We start from the raw sequence: 21,710 nt of genomic DNA, 5'->3' as shown, positions 1-21,710 counted from the left end.
GTGTGCGGGTGTTGCGTCCCACCGTATGACGGCGGGCTGAGATGAAGTTTCGGGGTCTCGGTATACGGGCGGCCGGGAGCCGCCCGTGACCGGTCCTGCGTGTCGCTCTACGCGCTGCGGTCGAGCGCGCGCAGCGAGCGGTCCGTGATCGAGCGGGAACCGCGGCCGATCGCGATGGTGCCGGACTGGACGAGCTCCTTGATGCCGAAGGGCTCCAGCATCTTCAGCATCGCGGACAGCTTGTCGCTGCTGCCGGTGGCCTCGATCGTGACGGCCTCCGGGGCGACGTCGACCGTCTTGGCGCGGAACAGCTGGACGATCTCGACGATCTGGGAGCGCGTCTCGTTGTCGGCGCGCACCTTCACCAGAACGAGTTCGCGCTGAACCGCGGAGCCGGACTCCAGCTCGACGATCTTGAGCACGTTGACGAGCTTGTTGAGCTGCTTCGTCACCTGCTCCAGCGGCAGTTCGTCGACCACGGTCACCACGATGGTGATCCGGGAGATCTCGGGGTGCTCGGTGACGCCGACGGCGAGCGAGTCGATGTTGAAGCCGCGGCGGGAGAACAGGGCGGCGATCCGGGCCAGGATGCCGGGGGTGTTCTCCACCAGGACGGAGAGCGTGTGCTTGGACATGATCTTTTACGTCTCTCTCGCTCAGTCGTCTTCGTTGTCGCCGAAGTCGGGGCGGACGTCCCGGGCGGCCATGATCTCGTCGTTGGAGGTGCCGGCGGCGACCATCGGCCACACCATCGCGTCCTCGTGGACGATGAAGTCCACGACGACGGGACGGTCGTTGATGGAGTTCGCCTCCGCGATGACCTTGTCCAGGTCCTCCGGACGCTCACAGCGCAGACCCACGCAGCCCATCGCCTCGGACAGCTTCACGAAGTCCGGCACGCGCGTGCCCTTCGCGTCGGGATTGACGTCCTGCGGACCGGAGTGGAGCACGGTGTTGGAGTAGCGCTGGTTGTAGAAGAGGGTCTGCCACTGGCGGACCATCCCGAGGGCGCCGTTGTTGATGATGGCGACCTTGATCGGGATGTTGTTCAGGGCGCAGGTGGTGAGTTCCTGGTTGGTCATCTGGAAGCAGCCGTCACCGTCGATCGCCCAGACCGTGTGCTGCGGCATGCCGGCCTTGGCACCCATGGCGGCCGGAACCGCGTAGCCCATCGTTCCGGCACCGCCGGAGTTCAGCCAGGTGGCGGGCTTCTCGTACTGGATGAAGTGCGCCGACCACATCTGGTGCTGGCCCACGCCCGCCGCGAAGATCGTGCCCTCCGGGGCGAGCTGCCCGATCCGCTCGATGACGTGCTGCGGGGACAGCGAGCCGTCGTCGGGCTGGTCGTAGCCGAGCGGGTAGGTCTCGCGCCAGCGGGACAGGTCCTTCCACCAGGCGCTGTAGTCGCCCTTGTGGCCCTCGCTGTGCTCCTTCTGGACGGCCTGGACCAGGTCGGCGATGACCTCCCGGGCGTCCCCGACGATCGGCACGTCGGCGGCACGGTTCTTGCCGATCTCCGCCGGGTCGATGTCGGCGTGGACGATCTTGGCGTGCGGGGCGAAGCTGTCCAGCCTGCCGGTGACACGGTCGTCGAAACGGGTACCGAGGGCGACGATCAGGTCGGCCTTCTGCAGCGCGGTGACGGCGGTGACCGCACCGTGCATACCCGGCATTCCCACGTGCAGCGGGTGGCTGTCGGGGAATGCGCCGAGCCCCATCAGGGTGGTGGTGACGGGTGCTCCGGTGAGTTCTGCGAGGACCTTCAGCTCGGCGGTGGCCCCGGCCTTGATGACACCGCCACCGACGTACAGGACGGGCCGCTTGGCCTGGGTGATCAGCTTGGCGCCCTCGCGGATCTGCTTGGCGTGCGGCTTGGTCACCGGCCGGTAGCCGGGCAGGTCCATGACCGGCGGCCAGGAGAACGTCGTCTTGGCCTGCAGCGCGTCCTTCGCGATGTCGACCAGGACCGGTCCCGGACGCCCCGTGGAGGCGATGTGGAAGGCCTGCGCGATGACCCGCGGGATGTCCTCGGCCTTGGTGACCAGGAAGTTGTGCTTGGTGATCGGCATCGTGATACCGACGATGTCCGCCTCCTGGAAGGCGTCCGTCCCGATCGCCTTGGAGGCCACCTGCCCGGTGATCGCCACGAGCGGCACCGAGTCCATGTGGGCGTCCGCGATCGGGGTGACCAGGTTGGTGGCACCGGGACCCGAGGTAGCCATGCACACGCCCACCTTGCCGGTGGCCTGCGCGTAACCCGTGGCCGCGTGCCCCGCACCCTGCTCGTGCCGGACCAGGACGTGCCGCACCCGGGTGGAGTCCATCAACGGGTCGTACGCCGGAAGGATCGCACCGCCGGGAATACCGAATACCGTCTCGGCGCCGACCTCCTCGAGAGAGCGGATGAGGGACTGCGCGCCCGTGACGTGCTCGGGGGCGGACTGCTGTCCTCCGGATCGGGGCCGCGGCTGCGGATGGGCCCCGGTGGCCTGCTCGGTCATCGTCATTCTCTTCTCGACGCTGAGGGTTTTGTGCTGGGGTTTTTGCGAGGTTCGTGCGGTGTACGACTGCGGTACAACAGGTGCCTGTGCAACAAAAAACCCCTCGTGCCATAAGGCAAGCGAGGGGAGCGCGCCGGGTGGAGTCGCTGAGCGATCGAGGGCTCAGCGTCAGCCGACGCGCTTTCCAAGTACGAGAATTCGGGTGCGCATGGCATTGACCTTCTCCCTGGCACACACCCACTGTCAAGCGGGTGGGACGGGAGTCTCATTATGTGAGCGCAAGGCCGTCGCACCTGCCGTCGCGCACCGAACACCGTCTGCACACCACTGGTGTACACCCCCGCGCCGCCCCTTTCCATCGCACGCTCACCGCCGGGGCGCCGCAGTCGGCGTCGAGGCCACGACCGCGCTCAGCCCTTCGGGCCTCCGCGGGCCCGCACCCTCGACTCCCACGAGCCCCTGCGGCTCCCTCACACCCGCGAACGCGGGCTCGGCCGGTCCGTGCGGTACCGGATAGCGGCCCGAGGCCAGCGCCCGGCGAAGCCGGTACTCGTCGAGCGGGCCCGAGAACGCCATGCCCTGTCCATGGGTGCAGCCCATCGCGCGCAGGGCGACCACCTGTTCCGGCAGGTCCACGCCGTCGGCCACGGACTGCAGCCCGAGATCTCCGGCGATTCTGAGCAGCCCGCTGGTGATCTTGTGCAGTCTGGCGGACTCCACGACGCCCTCGACCAGACTGCGGTCGAGCTTCAGTACGTCGACGGGGAGTCTGCGCAGCGCGGTGATCGCCGCGTAACCGCTGCCGAACCCGTCCAGAGCGATACGGACGCCGACGCGCCGGATCGCGGCCAGCCGGCGCTCCAGCTCGTCCAGGGAGACCCGGGGCTCGGTGTCGGAGAGCTCGATCAGCAGCGAGCCCGACGGCAGTCCGTGCCGGGTCAGCAGTGCCTCCACGGAGCCCAGGGGCAGCGAGCGGTCCAGCAGCCGCTGGGCGCTCATCCGGACCGTCACGGGCACGGCGAGCCCGGTCGCTGCCCGGTCCGCGGCCTGTTCGACGGCCTCCTCCAGGATCCAGCGGCTCAGTTCCTGCGTGCGGTCGCTGTCCTCGGCCACCCGCAGGAACTCGGCGGGCGTGAAGAGCACTCCCTGCGAGGAGCGCCAGCGCGCCTGTGCGGTGACCGCGGTGATCCGCCCGTCCTCCAGACCGACGACGGGCTGGTGCAGCAGGGCGAACTCGCCGTCGTGCAGCGCGGCACGCAGGCGCGTGGCCAGCTCCACCTTCCGTACGACGTCCTGCTGCATCTGGGGTGCGTACAGCTCGACGCGACCCTTGCCGCCCGCCTTGGCGCGGTACATGGCGAGGTCCGCGTTGCGCAGGATCTCGCCCGCTCCGAGGCCGGGTTCGGCGAAGGCGACGCCGATGGAGGCGGCGACCCGGACATCGTTGCCGTCGATGCGGTACGGCTGCGAGAGCGTGATTCTGAGGCGGTCGGCGAGCTCCAGGATGTGGCCCTCACGGGCGGTACGGTCGCGGGTGCCGTCGCCGACGATCAGGGCGGCGAACTCGTCCCCGCCGAGACGTGAGGCGGTGTCCCCGTATCTGACCGCGTCCTGGAGTCTGCGCGCGGCCTGGACGAGCAGCTCGTCCCCGGCCTGGTGCCCGATCGTGTCGTTGACGGCCTTGAAGCCGTCCAGGTCGATGAAGAGGACGGCGGTGCCGCGGTCGGAGGAGCGGCGGCCGGACAGGGCCTGCTGGACGCGCCGGGTGAACAGGGCGCGGTTGGGCAGGTCGGTCAGCGGGTCGTGCTCGGCGTTGTGCTGGAGCTGCGCCTGCAGGCGCACTCTTTCGGTCACGTCCCGGCTGTTGAAGATGAGGCCGCCGTGGTGGCGATTGACGGTGGACTCGACATTGAGCCAGCCTCCGTCGCCCGACCGGAAGCGGCACTCGATGCGGGTGGTGGGCTCCTCAGGAGGGCTGGCGGCGAGGAAGCGGCGCACTTCGTGCACCACACAGCCCAGATCCTCCGGGTGGATGAGACCGGCCAGTTCCGTGCCCACCAGCTCCTCGGCGGGGCGGCCGTAGACCCCGGCGGCGGCCGGGGAGACGTACCGGAGGATGCCGTTGGGCGCGGCGATCATGATGACGTCGCTCGAGCCCTGCACCAGGGAGCGGAAGTGGTTCTCCTTCTGCGCCAGTTCCTGGGTGAGGGTGATGTTGTCGAGCAGCATGATGCCCTGGCGCACCACGAGGGCGAGCACGACGGTGCCGCCGGTCAGGAGCACCACGTGGTCCACGCTGCGGCCGTTGAGGACGTTGTACAGGATCCCCAGCGTGCAGACGGCGGCCGCCATGTAGGGCGTGAGGGCGGCGAGCGACCCGGTGATGGGCCGGGTGACCGGATACCGGCCGTGGTCACCGCCCTGCGCGGGCGGTCGCTGAGGGGCGCCGGGGCTCTTCCTGGGCACGTGCTCGTGCACCACGCGCGTGTGCACCGCCGCGGGCCGCAGGTCGCCGTCCGGGTGCCTGGGCGTGGCCCAGGGGGCGTAGGCGAGGAGCACGGAGCCGGCGAACCAGCCCGCGTCCAGCAACTGGCCGGAGTGGTAGTTGTTGTGCAGCAGCGGCGAGGTGAACAGGGCGTCGCACATCACGGTCAGGGCGAGCGCGCCGATCGCGGTGTTCACCGCGGTGCGGTTGACCGCCGAGCGCCTGAAGTGCAGCGCGAGAACCATGCTGACGAGGGCGATGTCCAGCAGGGGATACGCCAGGGACAGCGCGGTGTGCGCGACGCTCGGCCCCTCGGACTTCGCCGCCTGGGCCAGGGCGAGGCTCCATGACAGCGTGAGCAGCGAGCCGCCGATCAGCCAGGCGTCCAGGCCGAGGCAGACCCAACCCGCCTTCGTGACCGGGCGCTTGGCGAGAACCAGCAGGCCGACGATGGCCGGGGGCGCGAAGCAGAGGAAGAACCCGTCGGCGAAGCTGGGACTGGGCACGGGCCGCCCCAGGACGACCTCGTACCAGCCCCAGACCAGGTTGCCGAGCGATGCCATGGCCGAGGAGAGCGAGAAGAGCAGCCAGGCGGGCCGAAAGCGGATCCGGCGGCTGCGTGCGTAGCGGAAGCAGGAGACGGCGGCGGCGCCCGCCGCGGCGCTCAGTCCGAAGTCGCCCATGATCAGGGCGGCTTCGCGCGAACCCCAGCCGAGTGCGGAACCGACGGCGTATCCCGCACACACCAGGGCGATCAGGAGTTGGTGGACCATGCTCATGCGACCGCGGAAGAGCGGTGGCCTGGAAGGCAGCGCCCCCCGCGCGGGCTGGACCCGCAGCGCTCCGTCGAGGGTGGTCGTGGGAGACGGGGGCGAGCTCACCGGGCCCTCCAGCTCCGCGCCGCTCCGGGGTCCCGGGGGTCCGGGTGCGCCGGGTGCGCATGCCTCCTGCGGCTGCTGTGCCTGCGGTGGTGAGAGTTGTGGTGGCCGCCGTGACCGGCGTGGTGACCGCGTCCGCGCGCGGCTGTGTGCCAGGGTCGCCGTCGGCGACCCCGCCGCGTCGGATCGTTCGTCCATAGGCCGTGCATCGTCCGTCGCCCCCCTCACGCTCTGCAATGTCGATCCCCGGCGCCGAAGTACGCGGCGCAGCCCCTGTCGGGACGATACACCAGTCTCGTCACTCAGGGACATAGTTCCTCTACGCTCCGTGACGATCAGCAGACTTGTGAGCACGGACCGCGTCCGGAGGATTGCGGAGAGTACCGGAACCGGATTACGCGCCTGTTGCGCGCCCGCGCCCGACAGTGCCCGACAGCGCGTGGCGTGCGGGTTACGCGCCGCTCGCGCCCGTCGTAAGGATCACGTTGCGCAGGGGCTCCTGGTTCACGAAACGGCTCAACTGATCCACCAACAGGCGCTTGGCACGCGGCAGGAACGCCGAGGTGGGACCGCCGACGTGCGGACTGACGAGCAGGCCGGGCGCCTGCCACAACGGGTGCCCCCGGGGCAGCGGTTCGGGGTCGGTGACGTCGAGGGCGGCGGTGATACGGCCCGTCTCCAGCTCGGCGAGAAGCGCCTTCGTGTCGACGACCGGACCGCGGGCGACGTTCACGAGGAGCGCGCCGTCCTTCATACGGGCCAGGAAGTCGGCGTCGGCCAGGTGACGGGTGGTTTCGGTGAGGGGCGTGGACAGGATCACGACGTCCGCCTCCGGGAGCAGGGCCGGGAGTTCGGTGAACGGATGCACCGGCCCGCGCTCCGTGACGCGCGCGGAGCGCGCGACGCGCACCACCCGCGCGACCTCGAACGGAACGAGCCGGTCCTCGATGGCGGAACCGATGGAGCCGTAGCCGACGATGAGCACGTTCTTGTCGGCGAGCGCGGGATGGAACGCGCTCTGCCAGGACTCCTTCTGCTGGGCGCGGACGAACTGGGGGATGCCGCGCAGCGAGGCGAGAGTCAGGGTGAGGGCGAGCTCGGCGGTGCTCGCCTCGTGCACACCGCGCGCGTTGCACAGCACCACGCCCGGCACGATGTCCGACAGCCGCGCCAGCACGTCGTCGACACCGGCCGTGAGCGTCTGGACGAGGCGGAGGCTGCTCATGTGCGGCAGCGGCCGGACCTTGACCGGCTGCCGCTTCATGTACGGCACGACGTAGACGGCACAGTGCGCCGGATCACCGGGGAACTCCTGGCCACCGTCGTCACCCCCGTCCCAGAAGAGGTACTTGGGCCCCTCGGGAAGCCCTTCGATCTCGTCGGGCGGGATGGGCAGCCACACGTCAGCAGTCATGCTCCGGAGGCTATGTCAGGCGCCCGGGACCGCAGAGGCTAGGTTGGGGGCCAAGAGAGGGAGGGTCACGAGCAGGTGGAGCGCAGGACGATCGGCGCGGCGGCGCTCGCAGTGGGAGCCGTCGGACTCGGGTGCATGCCGATGAGCTGGGCCTACAACGGGTCACGGCAGCGGGGTGACGAGTCCCTCAGGGCCGTGCACCGGGCGCTCGATCTGGGCTCGACGCTGCTGGACACTGCCGACATGTACGGCCCGTTCACCAACGAGCTGTTACTGGGGCGGGTGTTGAAGGAGCGGCGCGCGGACGCGTTCGTGTCCACCAAGGTCGGCCTGCTGGTGGGTGAGCAGCACATCGTGGCCAACGGCCGCCCCGGCTATGTGAAGCGGGCCTGCGACGCGTCCCTGCGGCGGCTCCAGACCGATGTGATCGACCTCTACCAGCTGCACCGCGAGGACCCAGAGATCCCGGTCGAGGAGACCTGGGGCGCGATGGCGGAGCTGGTACAGGCCGGAAAGGTACGGTCGTTGGGGCTGTGCGCGATGGGAGCGCGGGGCGGCCGCCGCTCCGGGGGCCGGCTGTACGACGCGACGATCCGCAAACTCCAGCGGGTCCAGCAGGTCTTCCCGGTGAGCGCGGTGGAGGCCGAACTGTCGGTGTGGTCGCCGGAGGCGCTGGAGTCACTGCTGCCGTGGTGCACGGCACGCGGCATCGGTTTCCTGGCGGCGATGCCGCTCGGCAACGGGTTCCTGACCGGCACCCTCACCCCCGGCGAGGGCTTCGAACCGGACGACGTCCGCGCCCGCCATCCCCGCTTCACCGCCGAGATGATGGCCGCGAACCAGCCGATCGTCTCCGGTCTGCGCCGCGTGGCGGCCCGGCACGGGGAAGGGACCACACCGGCGCAGGTGGCGCTGGCGTGGGTCCTGGCGCAGGGCGGTCATGTGATCCCGGTGCCGGGCACCAAGCAGGAGCGGTGGGTGACGGAGAACGCGGCGGCGACCGCACTGCGACTGACCGGACAGGACCTCACAGAGTTGGCGGAACTGCCTCCGGCACAGGGGTCTTGGGACTGACAGGAGCCGCCGTGCCCCGTTCCCGTCTCCTTGGGGCGTGGGGCTCCTCACCTCGCCGTCGGTGCCTCCGCGGATCGGGTGCGGAAGATCGGGAACCTGTGAGGCGTGAGCGGTGTATGACAGGTAGAACCCGCGCTGCGAAGGGACCATGATCGTGCATCGTCGAGCTGTGACGGCCGTGCTGGCCGCGACCACGCTCCTGCTGACGGCCGGCTGCTCGTCCGGCGGTGGAGGAGGGGGCGGTTCACCGGGTGGCGGCGAGAGCACCTCGTCGAGCGGTGCGGCCACGGGGTCCTCCCCCACCGGGCGGGCCGCCGAGGAGACCCCGCCGGCGAAGGGCTCGGTGAAGGTGCTGCGCACGGTCACCGAGAACCTCAAGACCCCGTGGGGAATCGCCCCGTTGCCCGAAGGCGACCTCCTCGTCTCCTCGCGCGACGAGGGCGCGATCGTCCGGGTCGACGGACAGTCGGGCAAGAAGACGGAACTCGGCCGGGTGTCCGGGGTCTCCGCGGCCGGCGAGGGCGGCCTCCTGGGCATCGCGCTGTCCCCGGACTACGCCTCCGACCACATGGTGTACGCCTACTTCACCTCGGCCTCGGACAACCGCATCGTCAGGATGGTGTACGACGAGCAGAAGGATTCCGGCGAGCAGTTGGGCGCCCCCGACACCGTCTTCAAGGGCATCCCGAAGGGCTACATCCACAACGGCGGCCGGATCGCGTTCGGCCCGGACGGCATGCTCTACGCGGGCACGGGAGAGAGCGGCAACACCGGACTGGCCCAGGACCGCACATCGCTCGGCGGCAAGATCCTGCGCCTGACCCCGGAGGGGGATCCGGCCCCGGGCAACCCGTTCCCGGACTCCGCCGTGTACTCCTACGGCCACCGCAATGTGCAGGGTCTGGCCTGGGACTCCAAGCAGCGCCTGTTCGCCTCGGAGTTCGGTCAGGACACCTGGGACGAGCTGAACACGATCAAGCCGGGCGACGACTACGGCTGGCCGGACGCCGAGGGCAGGTCCGACGACAAGAAGTTCCACAACCCGATCGCCACCTGGCACACCGACGACGCCTCCCCCAGCGGGATCGCCTACGCCGAGGGATCCATCTGGATGGCCGGGCTGAAGGGCCAGCGGCTGTGGCGCATCCCGCTGAAGGGCACAGAGGCCTCGGCGGATCCGCAGGCCTTCCTGAAGGGCGAGTACGGCCGGCTGCGCACGGTGGTCTCCGCGGGCGGCGACAAGCTGTGGCTCGTCACCAGCAACACCGACGGTCGCGGCAGCCCCAAGGAGGGGGACGACAGGATCCTGGAGATACAGGTCAGCTAGTCCGGGCCGTCACTTCGACGCGGTCTGCTCCGGCGAGGGCTCCTCGGTGTCGTCGTCCGACTTGACCAGACGGACGACGACCTTCCCGGACGTGAGATCTATCGGTCCGCGTCCGGGGTCCCCGTCGCCGACGTCCTCCCTGGTCAGGGCCAGCCGGTTCTGCTCGTCCTGGGTGTGTTTGCGGCCGGGCGCGAACAGTTCTTCGAACATGTTGAACATGCAGCCTCCCCTGCCGGTCTCCTACACCGTACGCCTCACTCTGTGATCGGCACGTGGAGAGACTCCGCCGGGAACAGCCCCAGCCGGTGCGCCACCGCCGCGGCCTCTCCCCTGCCGGACACGCCGAGCTTGGCGAGGATGTTCGAGACGTGCACGCTGGCCGTCTTCGGCGAGATGAAGAGTTCCTCGGCGATCTGGCGGTTGGTGCGGCCGAGGGCGACCAGGCGCAGTACGTCACGTTCGCGGCCGGTGAGGCCGAGAGAGCGGACCGGGTCGCTCCGGTCGGGTGCCGGGGCCGCGGTCAGGGCGAGGCGGGCGCGCTGGGCGAGAAGCGCGACCGCGTCGGCGAGGGGGCGGGCACCGAGGTGGTCGGCGGCGGCGTGGGCGAGGCGCAGGAGTTCGGTGGCCTGGTCGCGTTCGGGCTGCTCGACACCGCCGGGTGCGGACAGCAGTGCCTGGGCGAGCCGATGGCGGACGCGGGCGAGGTCGTAGGGGCGTTCCAGCGGCTCGAAGGCGGTGACGGCCTCGTACCAGTGGTCGGGGGTGGCGGCGCTCTCGGCGCGCAGCAGTTCGGCGCGGACCCAGCGTTCGTGGGCCAGCCAGACGGGCGCGTTGGTGGTGAGGGGCCTGGCGGCCTCCCGGATGCGGTCGAGGATCTTCGCGCGGCCCTGTTCGGCGACGGACAGGCCGAGGGCGTCGGCCTCCATGGCGGCGGCGGTGAGCAGCAGGGGCCAGGCGTAGCGCTGGGTACCGGGTGGGAAGCCGGAGTCCAGGACGCGTTCGAGTTCGGCGCGGGCGTCCAGGAGGCGGCCCTCGCCGGCGGCGATGCCGATGGCCAGTTCGGTCAGGGGGAGTTCGTGCTGGGGGGTTTTGTCATGGGTACCGAAGTAGCCGCGTGCGGCGGTGAGTTGGCGTGCCGCCTCGGTCAGGTCGCCGCGTGCAAGGGAGAGTGCGGCACGGTTCCCGGCGTGGAAGCCGCGGGGCTTGGCGCTGCGGCCGACGAGTTCGGCCCTGGTGGCGGATTCCGCGGCCCGGTCCCAGCGGCCCAGGGAGTAGAGGGACTCGGCCAGGTTGCCCCAGATCCAGGCCTCTTTGTCGGACAGGCCGAACTTCCGGGCGTAGCCGAGTCCCTCCTCCAGGATCGGCACGGCTTCCCGGGAGCGCCCGATGGCTTCGAGGGCGTTAGGGAGATTCACGTAGACACGGCTGGCGACGGCGGAGATGTCGTCCTCGACTGTCTGCCGCAGGATCTCGAACATCTCGTCGAGCCCGGTCTCGACGCCACCGGACTCGACGATGAGACCCGCGTGGGTGAGTCGCGCGTTCATCTCGATCTCGCGGGCGCCGACCATGCGCGCGTACTCCACGGCGCTTTCGGCGGCCGTGATGGCGTCGGGGCCGGGGGCGTGAATCATGGACCAGTGGGCGACGTTCGCCAGGACGTCGGCATGCACCTCGGAGGGCGGCAGACCGCAGACGAGATCCTTGGCGGTGGCCAGTTCGGCCCAGCCGTCGCCGCGGGTCAGGGCCTGGACGAGGTGGGAGCGCTGAACCCAGAACCAGGCGGCGCGCATGGGGTCACCGTCGTCCTCCAGGTGGTGCAGCGCCCGCTTGGTGATCATCAGGGCGCGTTCGCGTTCGCCTCCCAGACGCCCGGCGACGGCGGCCTCGGCCATCAGGTCGAGGTACCGCAGCGGGGTGGTGGCCGGGTCGCAGCCGCAGGGCGGGTAGACCTCGGTGTAGTCGACGGGGCGCAGGGCGGCCCGGACGTCCTCGGGAGTGGTGTCCCACAGCTCCATCGCCCGTTCCAGGAGCCGGAGTTGTTCGGAGTAGGCGTGTCGGCGGCGGGCGGTGACGGAGGCGTCCAGGACGGCGGGCAGGGCCTTGGCGGCGTCGCGGGCGTGGTACCAGTAGCTGGCCAGCCGCGTGACCCGTTCGTCGGCGGGGACGAGGGTGGGGTCGGCCTCCAGGGCCTCGGCGTAGCGGCGGTTGAGGCGGGAGCGTTCGCCGGGCAGCAGGTCGTCGGCCACGGCCTCGCGGACCAGGGAGTGCCGGAAGCGGTAGCCGTCGCCCTCGGGTGCCGGAAGGAGGATGTTGGCGTTCACGGCGGCCCGCAGCGCCTCGATGAGATCGTCCTCGGCGAGCCCGGTGACCGCGGCGAGCAGCCGGTACTCCACGGTGGAGCCGCCCTCGGCGACGACCCGGGCGACCCGCTGCGTGCGTTCGGGCAGGCTCTCGACGCGGACCAGGAGCAGATCGCGCAGGGAGTCGGTGAGGCCGGTGCCGCAGCCCTCGGTGGCGCAGACGGCGAGTTCCTCGACGAAGAAGGCGTTGCCGTCGGAGCGTTCGAAGATGTCGTCGACCTGGGCGGGGTTCGGTTCGGCGGCGAGGATCCCGGCTATCTGACGGCTCACCTCGTCCCGGTTGAAGCGGGCGAGTTCGATCCGGCGGACCGTGCGCAGCCGGTCGAGTTCCGCGAGCAGGGGGCGCAGCGGGTGGCGGCGGTGTATGTCGTCGGCGCGGTAGGTGGCGAGGACGACCAGGCGGCCGGTGCGCAGCGTGCGGAAGAGGTAGGCGAGCAGGTGGCGGGTGGAGGCGTCGGCCCAGTGGAGGTCCTCCAGGGCGACGACGACGGTGCGCTCGGCGGAGACGCGCTCCAGGAGGCGGGCGGTGAGTTCGAAGAGGCGGGCCAGGCTCTCCTCGTCGTGGCGGCCGGTGCCGCGGACGGAGAGCCCCTCGCCGACCTCGGGCAGCAGCCGGGCCAGTTCCTCCTCCTGGCCCGCGGCGGCGTCGGCCAGTTCGGCGGGCAGGGCGCGGCGCAGGGCACGCAGGGCGGTGGAGAAGGGGGCGAAGGGCAGTCCGTCGGCGCCGATCTCGACGCAGCCGCCGAGGGCGACGACCGCGCCCTGCCGGCAGGCGGCGGTGGCGAACTCCTCGACGAGCCGGGTCTTGCCGACACCGGCCTCACCGCCGAGCAGCAACGCCTGCGGCTCGCCCGCGGCGGCGCGGGCGAGCGCTTCGTTCAGGCTGTTCATTTCTTCGGTGCGGCCGACGAACACGGGACTGACGGACCTGGTCTCCACAGAGCCGAGCATGGCACGCGGGTCCGACAGTGCGGCACTCGTTTTCGGGGTGGGTCCGGTTCCCCGAGGGGCTCCGGTTGCCGGGAGGACGGCCGCGGTGGTGACCGCGGGGACGGGCAGAGCCGTACGGCCGTCCTCCCTCCTCCCGGCACTCACGCCGTGCGGAGGAACCGGTACCGCCGGGGGCGGCCGATATGCGAATCCGTCTCCGCGGTGCGCTCGGCGGCTTCGCGCCGGGCGGCGCGACGGCCCCGCAGGACGTCGCGGACGAGCCGCTCGTGCTCGGCCCGGCGGATCAGTTCGGCGGAGCGGTACTGGGAGATCTCGTACTCGGTATACATGGCGTCGTCCTCTTCGGAGTCGGTTTCCGGCTTCGCTTTCTGCGATGCCTCTACCTTCGTCTTTGAGGGGGGTCCGCCACATCGGGAGAGTTCCGCATCTTCGCGGGCCGGAGGGGCCTTAGACGCGCCGGAGGGGCCCCAGGAGCTCCGTAAGGTACCTACGGATGCCCTAAGACCCCTCGTGACCTGCGGTTGTTCAGCTGGGGACGGAGGGCAGCCCCAGCAGGACGTCGGTGTACTTGAGGACGGCCAGGAGCAGGCCGATGACACCGAGCGCCACACCGCCCCAGGCGACGGACTTGATCCACACGGCCTGCGGCTTGCCGGGCGCGCCGAAGGCGGGCCTGACCAGCACGACGACACCCACGAGCAGCGCGAGCAGCGCGAAGATCCCGCTCCACATCGCGGTGGCGTGCCAGGCGTCGCCGTAGCCCTCGTCAAGGAGCTTGGAGACGTCGGAGGACGTCGCGGTCTGTGCGTGCAGCTGGCCGACGAGCGACTGCCGCGCGGACGCCACGGTGCCCACCCAGCTGCCGCTGAGCGAGACGAAGCCGAGCGCCGCAGCGACGACGGCCGCCGCGCCCTGGGCCACGCCCGCGGGGCTCTCCTCCTGGGTGGCCGCAAGCAGCTCGTCCTCGTCGTCGTCGATCTCGTCGGCGTCGATCTCGTCGGTGGCGGAGTCCTCGGCGGTGTCGCCGGATTCGGTCTCCGTCACCTCGTCGGTCTTGGTGACGCTCACCTTCTCGTCGTCGGTCCTGGCCTCGGCACCCGTCTCGGCACCGGTCTCGTCAGCTGTCTTCGTTCCCATGTCGGGCACCGTACGGATCCTGTCTGAGAGGGTTCTTAATGATCGTTCCGGACGACACGTGCGCGTGCTTCACGCCACTCGGGGGCGAGAATCGACCACACCTCGAGGTCGTGCCGTACGCCACCATAGGGGTGCGCCTCCCGGTGCACTCCGTCGCGGGTCATTCCCAGCCGCCGGGCGACGTTCAGGCTGGCCTCGTTGCCGCTGGCGGCCACCCACTCAATGCGGTGCATACCGCGCTGCTCGACGGCGTGATCGAGGAGGATCCGCATCGCGCGGGTGACCAGGCCACGCCCGGTGCCGGCGGGCTCCAGCCAGCAGCCGACCTCGCAGTTGCCCTTCTCGGCGCTGAAGTTGAGGAACAGCACCCCGCCCACGAGTTTGCCCTCCAGCCACAGGCCGTGCAGGGAGGCCGTGTCGGCGGCGCGCAGGTCGGCGTAGCGCTGGAGCATGGCCCGCGCGGAGTCGACGTCCGTCTCCTGGGAGCCGAAGGCGATGAACCGTCCGATGAAGTCCCGGCCCCGCTCCAGATGCGCGAGGAACTCCTCCGCGTGCCACGGTTCCAGCGGACGCAGCTCGGCGTCGTCACCCAGGGATATCGCGTACATCCTCGTCCCGCTCCCTCTCCATCTGCTCCATGACGTCCTGCTCCACAACGCCAGTGAGCCTCTCATGCGCGGCGCGGCACTCGGGAGGTTCGATGCTGATGCGGGGCATCCGCCTCTCCAGCCAGCCCGGCAGCCACCAGTTGGCGCCGCCGAGGAGGTGCATGAGGGCGGGGACCAGCAGGGTGCGCAGGACGAAGGCGTCGAGGGCGACGGCGGCGGCGAGCGCGATGCCGAACATGGCGATCACGCGGTCGCCGCTGAGGACGAAGGCGAGGAAGACGGAGATCATGATGACGGCGGCGGAGTTGATCACTCGGCTGGTCTCGGCGAGGCCGACGCGGACGGCCCGCCGGTTGTCGCCGGTTTCCAGCCACTCCTCGTACATCCGGCTGACCAGGAAGACCTGGTAGTCCATGGAGAGACCGAAGAGCACGGACACCATGATCACGGGGAGGAAGGGCTCGATGGGGCCCGCGCGGCCGAGGCCGAGCAGTTCGCTGCCCCAGCCCCACTGGAAGATCGCGACGACGACTCCGAAGGCGGCGGCGACGGCGGCGACGTTCATCACGGCGGCCTTCAGCGGGATGCCGACGGAGCGGAAGGCGAGTAGGAGCAGCAGAGCGCCCAGGCTGATGACGACGCCGACGAACAGGGGCAGTTTGCCGACGATGACGTCCGCGAAGTCGTCGTAGGACGCCGTCATGCCGCCGACGTGGATGTCGAGGGAGGTGCCGGTCTCGGCGCGTGGCAGGACCTCGGTGCGCAGCCGGTCGACGAGTTCGCTGGTCTGCCGGGACTGCGGTGCCGACTCGGGGACGATCGTGAAGTACGCGATGTCGCCGCCGGTGTCGTAGGTGACCGGGGTGGTGGACGCGATGCCCTCGGTGGTGCGGATCGTGGCGTCGAGGTTGTCGAGGAGCAGCTTGTCCTCCGCGCCCTCGACACGGGTCACCAGTGTGAGCGGCCCGTTGACGCCGGGTCCGAAGCCCTCCGCGAGGAGGTCGTAGGCCTGCCGGGTGGTCGAGGAGCTCGGGCCGTTGCCCTGGTCGGAGGTGCCGAGGCGCAGGCCCAGGGTGGGCAGCGCCAGGACGGTGATGACCAGCAGGGCGATCGCGCCGAGCTTTTTGGGGTGCCGCTCCACGAACGCCGACCAGCGGTGGGCGAACCCGGTGGGCAGTTCGGGCTCGGGCCCGTGCTCGGTGAGGCGGCGTCGTTCGCGCCGGCTCAGGGCGCGTGTCCCGATGAGGGAGAGCAGTGCGGGCAGCAGGGTCACGGAGGCCGCGACCGTGAGGACGACGGTCAGGGAGGCGGCGATCGCGACCCCGTTGAGGAAGCCGAGCCGGAGGATCAGCATGCCGAGCAGGGCGATGCACACGGTGGCACCCGCGAAGACGACCGCGCGGCCGGTGGTGGTGACGGCGTTCTCGACGGACTCGTCGACACCGAGCCCGCGTTTGAGGCCACGCCGGTGGCGCGTGACGATGAAGAGCGCGTAGTCGATGCCGACGCCGAGCCCGATGAGCATGCCGAGCATGGGCGCGAAGTCGGCGACGGTCATGGCGTGCCCGAGCAGCTCGATCCCGGCGTACGCGGTGCCGACGCCGACCAGGGCGGTGGCGATGGGCAGCAGGGAGGCGGCGAGCGAGCCGAAGGCCAGGAACAGCACGAGGGCGGCGACGAGCACGCCGACGATCTCGGCGAGGTGTCCGCCGGAGGACTCGGTGAGGGCCACGGCGCTGCCGCCCAGCTCCACCTGGAGCCCGTCGGCCTCGGCGGCCTTGGCGGTGTCCACGAGGGCCCGCGCCTGGGACGGGTCGATGTCCTCGGCGGAGTGGGCGAAGGTGACAGTGGCGTAGGCGGTGTGCCCGTCGGCGCTGATCCGTCCGGCGCCGGCGGAGTCGTACGGGCTGACCACGGCGCTCACTCCGGGCAGGTCCGTGATCCGGTCCAAGGTCGTGGTCATCGTCTGCTCGACGTCGGCGTCCCGCACCGAACCCGAGGTCACGTGCCAGACGACGGTGTCGGCGTCCCCGCCGAGGTCCGGGAAGCCGTTCTGGAGCAGGGCGGTGGCGCTGCCGGACTCGGTGCCGGGGACCTCGTAGTCGTTGGAGTACGCGGAGCCGGTGAGCGCGGCGGCTGTGCTCACTCCGCCGAGGGCGAGGAGCCACAGGAGAACGACGACGAGCCGTCGTCGGACACACCAGCGCGCGAGGGCTGCCACGAAGCTGCTCCCAGGGGAATATGTGGATCTTTGACCGGGAACAGCCCGCAAAGAACGCATGAGCAATGCGTGAACCACTCTTGCAGCCGAAAATGATCGTCTATGCCGTTCGTGGCTTTATTCACAAGAGTGGGAGCCAGATCACAGGACAGTAACGCCCACTCTGTCATGTCAGTCGAACTGGTCGCCCAGCGCCATCACCATCACGCCCGCGATCAGCAGCCACAGAGCTCTGCGGGTGCGCCCGCGTGAGCCCAGGACCGCCGCGAGCGCGCATACGGCGGCGCCGACGCCGTAGGCCGCCGGGACCAGGGTGGGGGCGGAGCCGCTGAGCCTGAGTGCCGACGCGGCAAGGCCCGCGAGCGCCAGCAGGACGCCGGTGCCGGACGACGTCCAGCGGGCCCGCCGGGCGTCCAGCACCTGGTCGCCGTACTCCTCCGGTATGCCGGGGGTATCGGAATTCGCAGGACCGTTCATGGCGGGCGAGCGTAGCGTGTCCAGCTGAGAATCCACGGGCCCGTCCGCCCCCGGCGAAGCAGGTGCATTGTTTGAGCGTCCGACCGAGCTCCTCCGTATCCCTTTCCGCCTTTCCGGACTCAAGGAGCCCGTTCACCGATGCCAGACGACATCAACCCGCCGATGACGGGGACCTCGAATGAGGGCCTCACCCAGCGGCTGACCCAGGCCCGCTACCCGCGCAGCAACAGCTACGACATCCGCTGGGTCATCGAGAACCAGATGGGCCCGAACGCGCTGTGGCTGCTGGAGTGGCTCGCGCCCGCCCTGGGTCTGGACACCCTGCGCCCCGGCGCGCGCGTGCTCGACCTGGGCTGCGGCCGCGCGATGACCTCGGTCTTCCTGGCCAGGGAGTACGACCTCCAGGTCACGGCGGCCGACCTGTGGGTCAAGCCCGACGAGAACGCACAGCGCATCGCGGAGGCCGGTTTCGCCGACCGCGTGCTGCCCGTGCACACGGAAGCGCACGATCTGCCGTTCGCCGAGGGCAGCTTCGACGCGATCGTGAGCATCGACGCGTACCAGTACTTCGGCACGAACGACCTCTATCTGCCCACGCTGACCCGGCTGTTGAAGCCGGGCGGGCGGATCGGGATCGTCGTACCGGCACTGCGGGAGGAGCCCGACGGCATCGAGCCGCCGGAGCATCTCAGGCAGTGGTGGGAGCCCGACTTCTGGTGCTTCCACACCGCCGACTGGTGGCGGCGCCACTGGGCCCGCAGCGGGGCCGTCGAGGTGGAGGCGGCCGACTGGCAGCCGGACGGCTGGCGGGACTGGCTGCTGTGGTGCGAGGTGATCGCCGAGGAGAGCCCCGAGGAGTTCCATCGCACGATGGCCCGCGAGGTGGGCGAGATGGTCCGGGCCGACGAGGGCCGGGCCCTGGGTTTCGTACGGCTCGTGGCACGACGTAAGTAGCCGTACGGCCCCGGAGGACATGTCCTCCGGGGCCGTACCGCACGCTCGGCCTCAGCCTTCGCTGACGCCCAGCTTCTCCAGGATCAGTTCCTTGACGCGGGCCGCGTCGGCCTGACCGCGGGTCGCCTTCATGACCGCGCCGACCAGGGCGCCGGCCGCGGCGACCTTTCCGGAGCGGATCTTGTCGGCGATGCCGGGGTTGCCGGCGATGGCCTCATCGACGGCGGTACCGAGAGCGCCCTCGTCGGACACGACCTTCAGACCGCGCTTGTCGACGACCTCGTCCGGGGTGCCTTCGCCCGCGAGGACGCCTTCGATGACCTGACGGGCCAACTTGTCGTTCAGGTCACCCTTCGACACCAGCTCGGTGACCCGGGCGACCTGCTCCGGCGTGATGGCCAGCTCGTCCGGCGCCTTGCCGGACTCGTTGGCGCTGCGGGCGAGTTCGCCCATCCACCACTTGCGGGCGGAGGCCGCGTCGGCCCCGGCGTCGATCGTGGCGACGATCAGGTCCAGGGCGCCGGCGTTGAGGATGGCCTGCATGTCGAGGGCCGTGATGCCCCAGTCCGCGACGAGGCGGTTGCGGCGCACCAGCGGCAGCTCCGGCAGACCGGCCCGGATCTCCTCGACCCACTCCCGGGAGGGGGCCACCGGCACCAGGTCAGGCTCGGGGAAGTACCGGTAGTCCTCGGCCTCCTCCTTCACGCGGCCCGAGGTCGTCGACCCGGTGTCCTCGTGGAAGTGCCGGGTCTCCTGGATGATCGTGCCGCCGGAGTTCAGTACGGCGGCGTGCCGCTGGATCTCGAAGCGGGCCGCGCGCTCCACGGACCGCAGCGAGTTGACGTTCTTCGTCTCGGAACGCGTGCCGAACTTCTCGCGGCCGTGCGGGCGCAGCGACAGGTTCACGTCGCAGCGCATCTGCCCCATCTCCATGCGGGCTTCCGAGACACCGAGCGCCTTGATGAGCTCGCGCAGCTCGGCGACGTACGCCTTCGCGACCTCGGGAGCGCGTTCGCCCGCGCCCTCGATCGGCTTGGTGACGATCTCGATGAGCGGGATGCCGGCCCGGTTGTAGTCGAGCAGCGAGTGCGAGGCGCCGTGGATACGACCCGTCGCGCCGCCCACGTGGGTCGACTTGCCGGTGTCCTCCTCCATGTGGGCGCGCTCGATCTGCACCCGGAAGGTCTCGCCGTCCTCCAACTGGACGTCGAGGTAGCCGTTGAAGGCGATCGGCTCGTCGTACTGGGAGGTCTGGAAGTTCTTCGGCATGTCCGGATAGAAGTAGTTCTTCCGGGCGAAGCGGCACCACTCGGCGATCTCGCAGTTCAGCGCGAGACCGATCTTGATGGCCGACTCGATGCCGATCGCGTTGACGACCGGGAGCGCGCCGGGCAGGCCGAGGCAGGTGGGGCAGGTCTGCGTGTTGGCGTCCTGACCGAGTTCGGTCGAGCAGCCGCAGAACATCTTCGTCTTGGTGCCGAGTTCGACATGGACCTCGAGGCCCATGACGGGGTCGTACGACGCGAGAGCGTCCTCGTACGACTCCAGGTCGGTCGTGGTGGTCACGGTGAAGGTTCCCTCTCAGCCCAGCAGGACGTCGTCGTCGCCCAGCCGCTTCAGCTCGCGGTACAGGATGGCGAGGCCGGTGACGATCGCGACGGCGGACACGGTGGCGTCGATCAGGACCAGCGTGTCCTTCTCGGTGCGGGCCTTCTTCAGCCGCTTGGCGACACCGAGTGCGCCGAACGCCGTGGTGGCGATGGACAGGTACGTGCCGGACTTGGACTTCTTGAAGTCCTTCGCCTTGGTCAGCTTGCTCACAGCGACGGTGCCTCCTCGAGGAGCGGGTGCCCCCACTTTTCCACGAAGGCGGCCTCCACAGCGGCGCCGACCTTGTACAGCCGCTCGTCCTTCAGCGCCGGGGCGATGATCTGGAGGCCGACCGGGAGGTTGTCCTCGGGTGCCAGGCCGCACGGCAGCGACATCGCCGAGTTGCCCGCGAGGTTGGTCGGGATGGTGCACAGGTCCGCGAGGTACATCGCCATCGGGTCGTCGGCGCGCTCGCCGATCGGGAAGGCGGTGGTGGGCGTGGTCGGCGACACGATGACGTCGACCTGCTCGAAGGCCTTCTCGAAGTCGCGCGTGATGAGCGTGCGGACCTTCTGGGCACTGCCGTAGTAGGCGTCGTAGTAGCCGCTCGACAGGGCGTAGGTGCCGAGCATGATGCGGCGCTTGACCTCGGGGCCGAAGCCGGCCTCGCGGGTGATCGACGTGACCTCCTCGGCGGAGTGCGTGCCGTCGTCGCCGGCCCGCAGGCCGTAGCGCAGGCCGTCGAAACGGGCGAGGTTGGAGGAGCACTCGGAGGGCGCGATCAGGTAGTACGCCGAGAGGGCCAGGTCGAAGGACGGACAGTCCAGCTCGACGATCTCGGCGCCCAGTTCCCGCAGGAGGACGACGGACTCGTCGAAGCGCTGGAGGACGCCGGCTTGGTAGCCCTCGCCGCGGAACTGCTTGACCACGCCGACGCGCATGCCCTCGACGCTGCCGTTGCGGGCGGCCTCGACGACCGGCGGGACCGGGGCGTCGATGGACGTGGAGTCGAGCGGGTCGTGTCCGGCGATGACCTCGTGGAGGAGGGCCGCGTCCAGGACCGTACGGGCGCAGGGGCCGCCCTGGTCGAGGGAGGACGAGAAGGCGACCATGCCGAACCGGGACACTGCCCCGTACGTCGGCTTGACGCCCACCGTGCCGGTGACGGCGGCCGGCTGACGGATGGAACCGCCGGTGTCGGTGCCGATGGCGAGGGGCGCCATGTGCGCGGCCAGCGCGGCGGAGGAGCCGCCGCCGGAGCCGCCGGGGATCCTGGTGAGGTCCCAGGGGTTGCCGGTCGGGCCGTAGGCGCTGTTCTCGGTCGAGGACCCCATGGCGAACTCGTCCATGTTGGTCTTGCCGAGGATGACGACGTCGGCGGCCTTCAGCCGCTTGGTGAGCGTCGCGTCGTACGGCGGGATCCAGCCCTCGAGGATCTTCGAGCCGACGGTCGTCGGGATGCCCTCGGTGGTGAAGATGTCCTTCAGCGCGAGCGGGACACCGGCGAGGGGGCCGAGCTGCTCGCCCCTGGCCCGCTTCTCGTCGACGGCACGGGCCTGCGCGAGGGCGCCCTCGCGGTCGACGTGCAGGAAGGCGTGCACCTTCGCGTCGACCTCCTCGATCCGGGCGAGGTGGGCCTCGGTGACCTCGACGGCCGTGAGGACCCCGGACGCGATGTTCGCGGCGGTCTCGGCGGCGGTGAGCCGGATGATGCTGCTGTTGTCCGTCAT

General features: G+C 70.3%; 17 protein-coding genes. 3 read left to right on the top strand and 14 right to left on the bottom strand.

What is annotated here, in order from left to right; all coding sequences use genetic code 11:
* Positions 1 to 107 precede the first annotated feature (107 nt).
* The 4 genes from ilvN to OHT57_RS34880 form a co-directional block, all read right to left on the bottom strand.
* Positions 108 to 635, bottom strand: a complete 528-nt coding sequence (gene ilvN / locus OHT57_RS34895) for an acetolactate synthase small subunit (protein WP_328750746.1) — start codon at positions 633 to 635, stop codon at positions 108 to 110.
* 21 nt (positions 636 to 656) lie between these two features.
* A complete protein-coding gene (locus OHT57_RS34890; protein ID WP_328750745.1) occupies positions 657 to 2,501 on the bottom strand; it encodes an acetolactate synthase large subunit in 1,845 nt (614 codons plus the stop codon).
* Between the two features lie 366 nt (positions 2,502 to 2,867).
* On the bottom strand, positions 2,868 to 5,867 hold the full coding sequence (locus OHT57_RS34885; RefSeq protein ID WP_328750744.1) for a putative bifunctional diguanylate cyclase/phosphodiesterase: 3,000 nt from the start codon (positions 5,865 to 5,867) through the stop codon (positions 2,868 to 2,870).
* A gap of 448 nt (positions 5,868 to 6,315) precedes the next feature.
* On the bottom strand, positions 6,316 to 7,278 hold the full coding sequence (locus OHT57_RS34880; RefSeq protein ID WP_328750743.1) for a 2-hydroxyacid dehydrogenase: 963 nt from the start codon (positions 7,276 to 7,278) through the stop codon (positions 6,316 to 6,318).
* A 75-nt stretch (positions 7,279 to 7,353) separates the two neighbouring features.
* On the opposite strand from OHT57_RS34880, the gene OHT57_RS34875 reads away from it, so the two are divergent.
* Together OHT57_RS34875 and OHT57_RS34870 are read left to right on the top strand one after the other, a co-directional pair.
* A complete protein-coding gene (locus OHT57_RS34875) occupies positions 7,354 to 8,352 on the top strand; it encodes an aldo/keto reductase (RefSeq protein ID WP_328750742.1) in 999 nt (332 codons plus the stop codon).
* A 148-nt stretch (positions 8,353 to 8,500) separates the two neighbouring features.
* Positions 8,501 to 9,679 carry a PQQ-dependent sugar dehydrogenase gene (locus OHT57_RS34870; RefSeq protein WP_328750741.1) on the top strand — a complete coding sequence of 393 codons (1,179 nt, stop codon included), beginning with the start codon at positions 8,501 to 8,503 and terminating at the stop codon, positions 9,677 to 9,679.
* Between the two features lie 9 nt (positions 9,680 to 9,688).
* Here the strand turns inward: OHT57_RS34870 and OHT57_RS34865 are convergent, their stop codons facing one another.
* The 7 genes from OHT57_RS34865 to OHT57_RS34835 all read right to left on the bottom strand — a co-directional run bounded on the left by OHT57_RS34865 (position 9,689) and on the right by OHT57_RS34835 (position 17,436).
* Positions 9,689 to 9,898, bottom strand: coding sequence for a DUF6191 domain-containing protein (locus OHT57_RS34865; protein WP_328750739.1), 210 nt, complete (start codon positions 9,896 to 9,898; stop codon positions 9,689 to 9,691).
* Positions 9,899 to 9,933: 35 nt separating this feature from the next.
* Positions 9,934 to 12,993 carry a helix-turn-helix transcriptional regulator gene (locus OHT57_RS34860; protein WP_328750738.1) on the bottom strand — a complete coding sequence of 1,020 codons (3,060 nt, stop codon included), beginning with the start codon at positions 12,991 to 12,993 and terminating at the stop codon, positions 9,934 to 9,936.
* A 140-nt stretch (positions 12,994 to 13,133) separates the two neighbouring features.
* Positions 13,134 to 13,322, bottom strand: coding sequence for a hypothetical protein (locus OHT57_RS34855; RefSeq protein ID WP_328750737.1), 189 nt, complete (start codon positions 13,320 to 13,322; stop codon positions 13,134 to 13,136).
* Positions 13,323 to 13,518: 196 nt separating this feature from the next.
* Positions 13,519 to 14,130 carry a hypothetical protein gene (locus OHT57_RS34850; RefSeq protein ID WP_328750736.1) on the bottom strand — a complete coding sequence of 204 codons (612 nt, stop codon included), beginning with the start codon at positions 14,128 to 14,130 and terminating at the stop codon, positions 13,519 to 13,521.
* A 35-nt stretch (positions 14,131 to 14,165) separates the two neighbouring features.
* Positions 14,166 to 14,738, bottom strand: a complete 573-nt coding sequence (locus OHT57_RS34845) for a GNAT family N-acetyltransferase (RefSeq protein ID WP_328750735.1) — start codon at positions 14,736 to 14,738, stop codon at positions 14,166 to 14,168.
* The gene (locus tag OHT57_RS34840; protein ID WP_328750734.1) at positions 14,716 to 16,959 is read right to left on the bottom strand and encodes an MMPL family transporter; all 2,244 of its coding nucleotides are present in this window, start codon (positions 16,957 to 16,959) and stop codon (positions 14,716 to 14,718) included. Before OHT57_RS34840 ends, OHT57_RS34845 begins: the two co-directional genes overlap by 23 nt.
* Before the next feature lie 171 nt (positions 16,960 to 17,130).
* On the bottom strand, positions 17,131 to 17,436 hold the full coding sequence (locus tag OHT57_RS34835) for a hypothetical protein (RefSeq protein ID WP_328750733.1): 306 nt from the start codon (positions 17,434 to 17,436) through the stop codon (positions 17,131 to 17,133).
* 138 nt (positions 17,437 to 17,574) lie between these two features.
* On the opposite strand from OHT57_RS34835, the gene OHT57_RS34830 reads away from it, so the two are divergent.
* Positions 17,575 to 18,390 (top strand): SAM-dependent methyltransferase, encoded by an 816-nt coding sequence (locus OHT57_RS34830; RefSeq protein ID WP_328750732.1) that lies wholly within the window; start codon positions 17,575 to 17,577, stop codon positions 18,388 to 18,390.
* Between the two features lie 51 nt (positions 18,391 to 18,441).
* Here the strand turns inward: OHT57_RS34830 and gatB are convergent, their stop codons facing one another.
* The 3 genes from gatB to gatA are packed head-to-tail and all read right to left on the bottom strand — an operon-like array spanning position 18,442 to position 21,710.
* Positions 18,442 to 19,956 (bottom strand): Asp-tRNA(Asn)/Glu-tRNA(Gln) amidotransferase subunit GatB, encoded by a 1,515-nt coding sequence (gatB, locus tag OHT57_RS34825; protein ID WP_328750731.1) that lies wholly within the window; start codon positions 19,954 to 19,956, stop codon positions 18,442 to 18,444.
* A 15-nt stretch (positions 19,957 to 19,971) separates the two neighbouring features.
* On the bottom strand, positions 19,972 to 20,211 hold the full coding sequence (locus OHT57_RS34820; protein ID WP_328750729.1) for a hypothetical protein: 240 nt from the start codon (positions 20,209 to 20,211) through the stop codon (positions 19,972 to 19,974).
* Positions 20,208 to 21,710, bottom strand: coding sequence for an Asp-tRNA(Asn)/Glu-tRNA(Gln) amidotransferase subunit GatA (gene gatA, locus OHT57_RS34815; RefSeq protein WP_328750727.1), 1,503 nt, complete (start codon positions 21,708 to 21,710; stop codon positions 20,208 to 20,210). The genes OHT57_RS34820 and gatA overlap by 4 nt, the downstream gene beginning before the upstream one ends.

Origin of the sequence: Streptomyces sp. NBC_00285, assembly GCF_036174265.1 — a bacterium.
Lineage (GTDB): Bacteria > Actinomycetota > Actinomycetes > Streptomycetales > Streptomycetaceae > Streptomyces.
The sequence above is the reverse complement of the archived record's forward strand: the minus strand, read 5'-3'. Positions and strand labels throughout refer to the sequence as shown.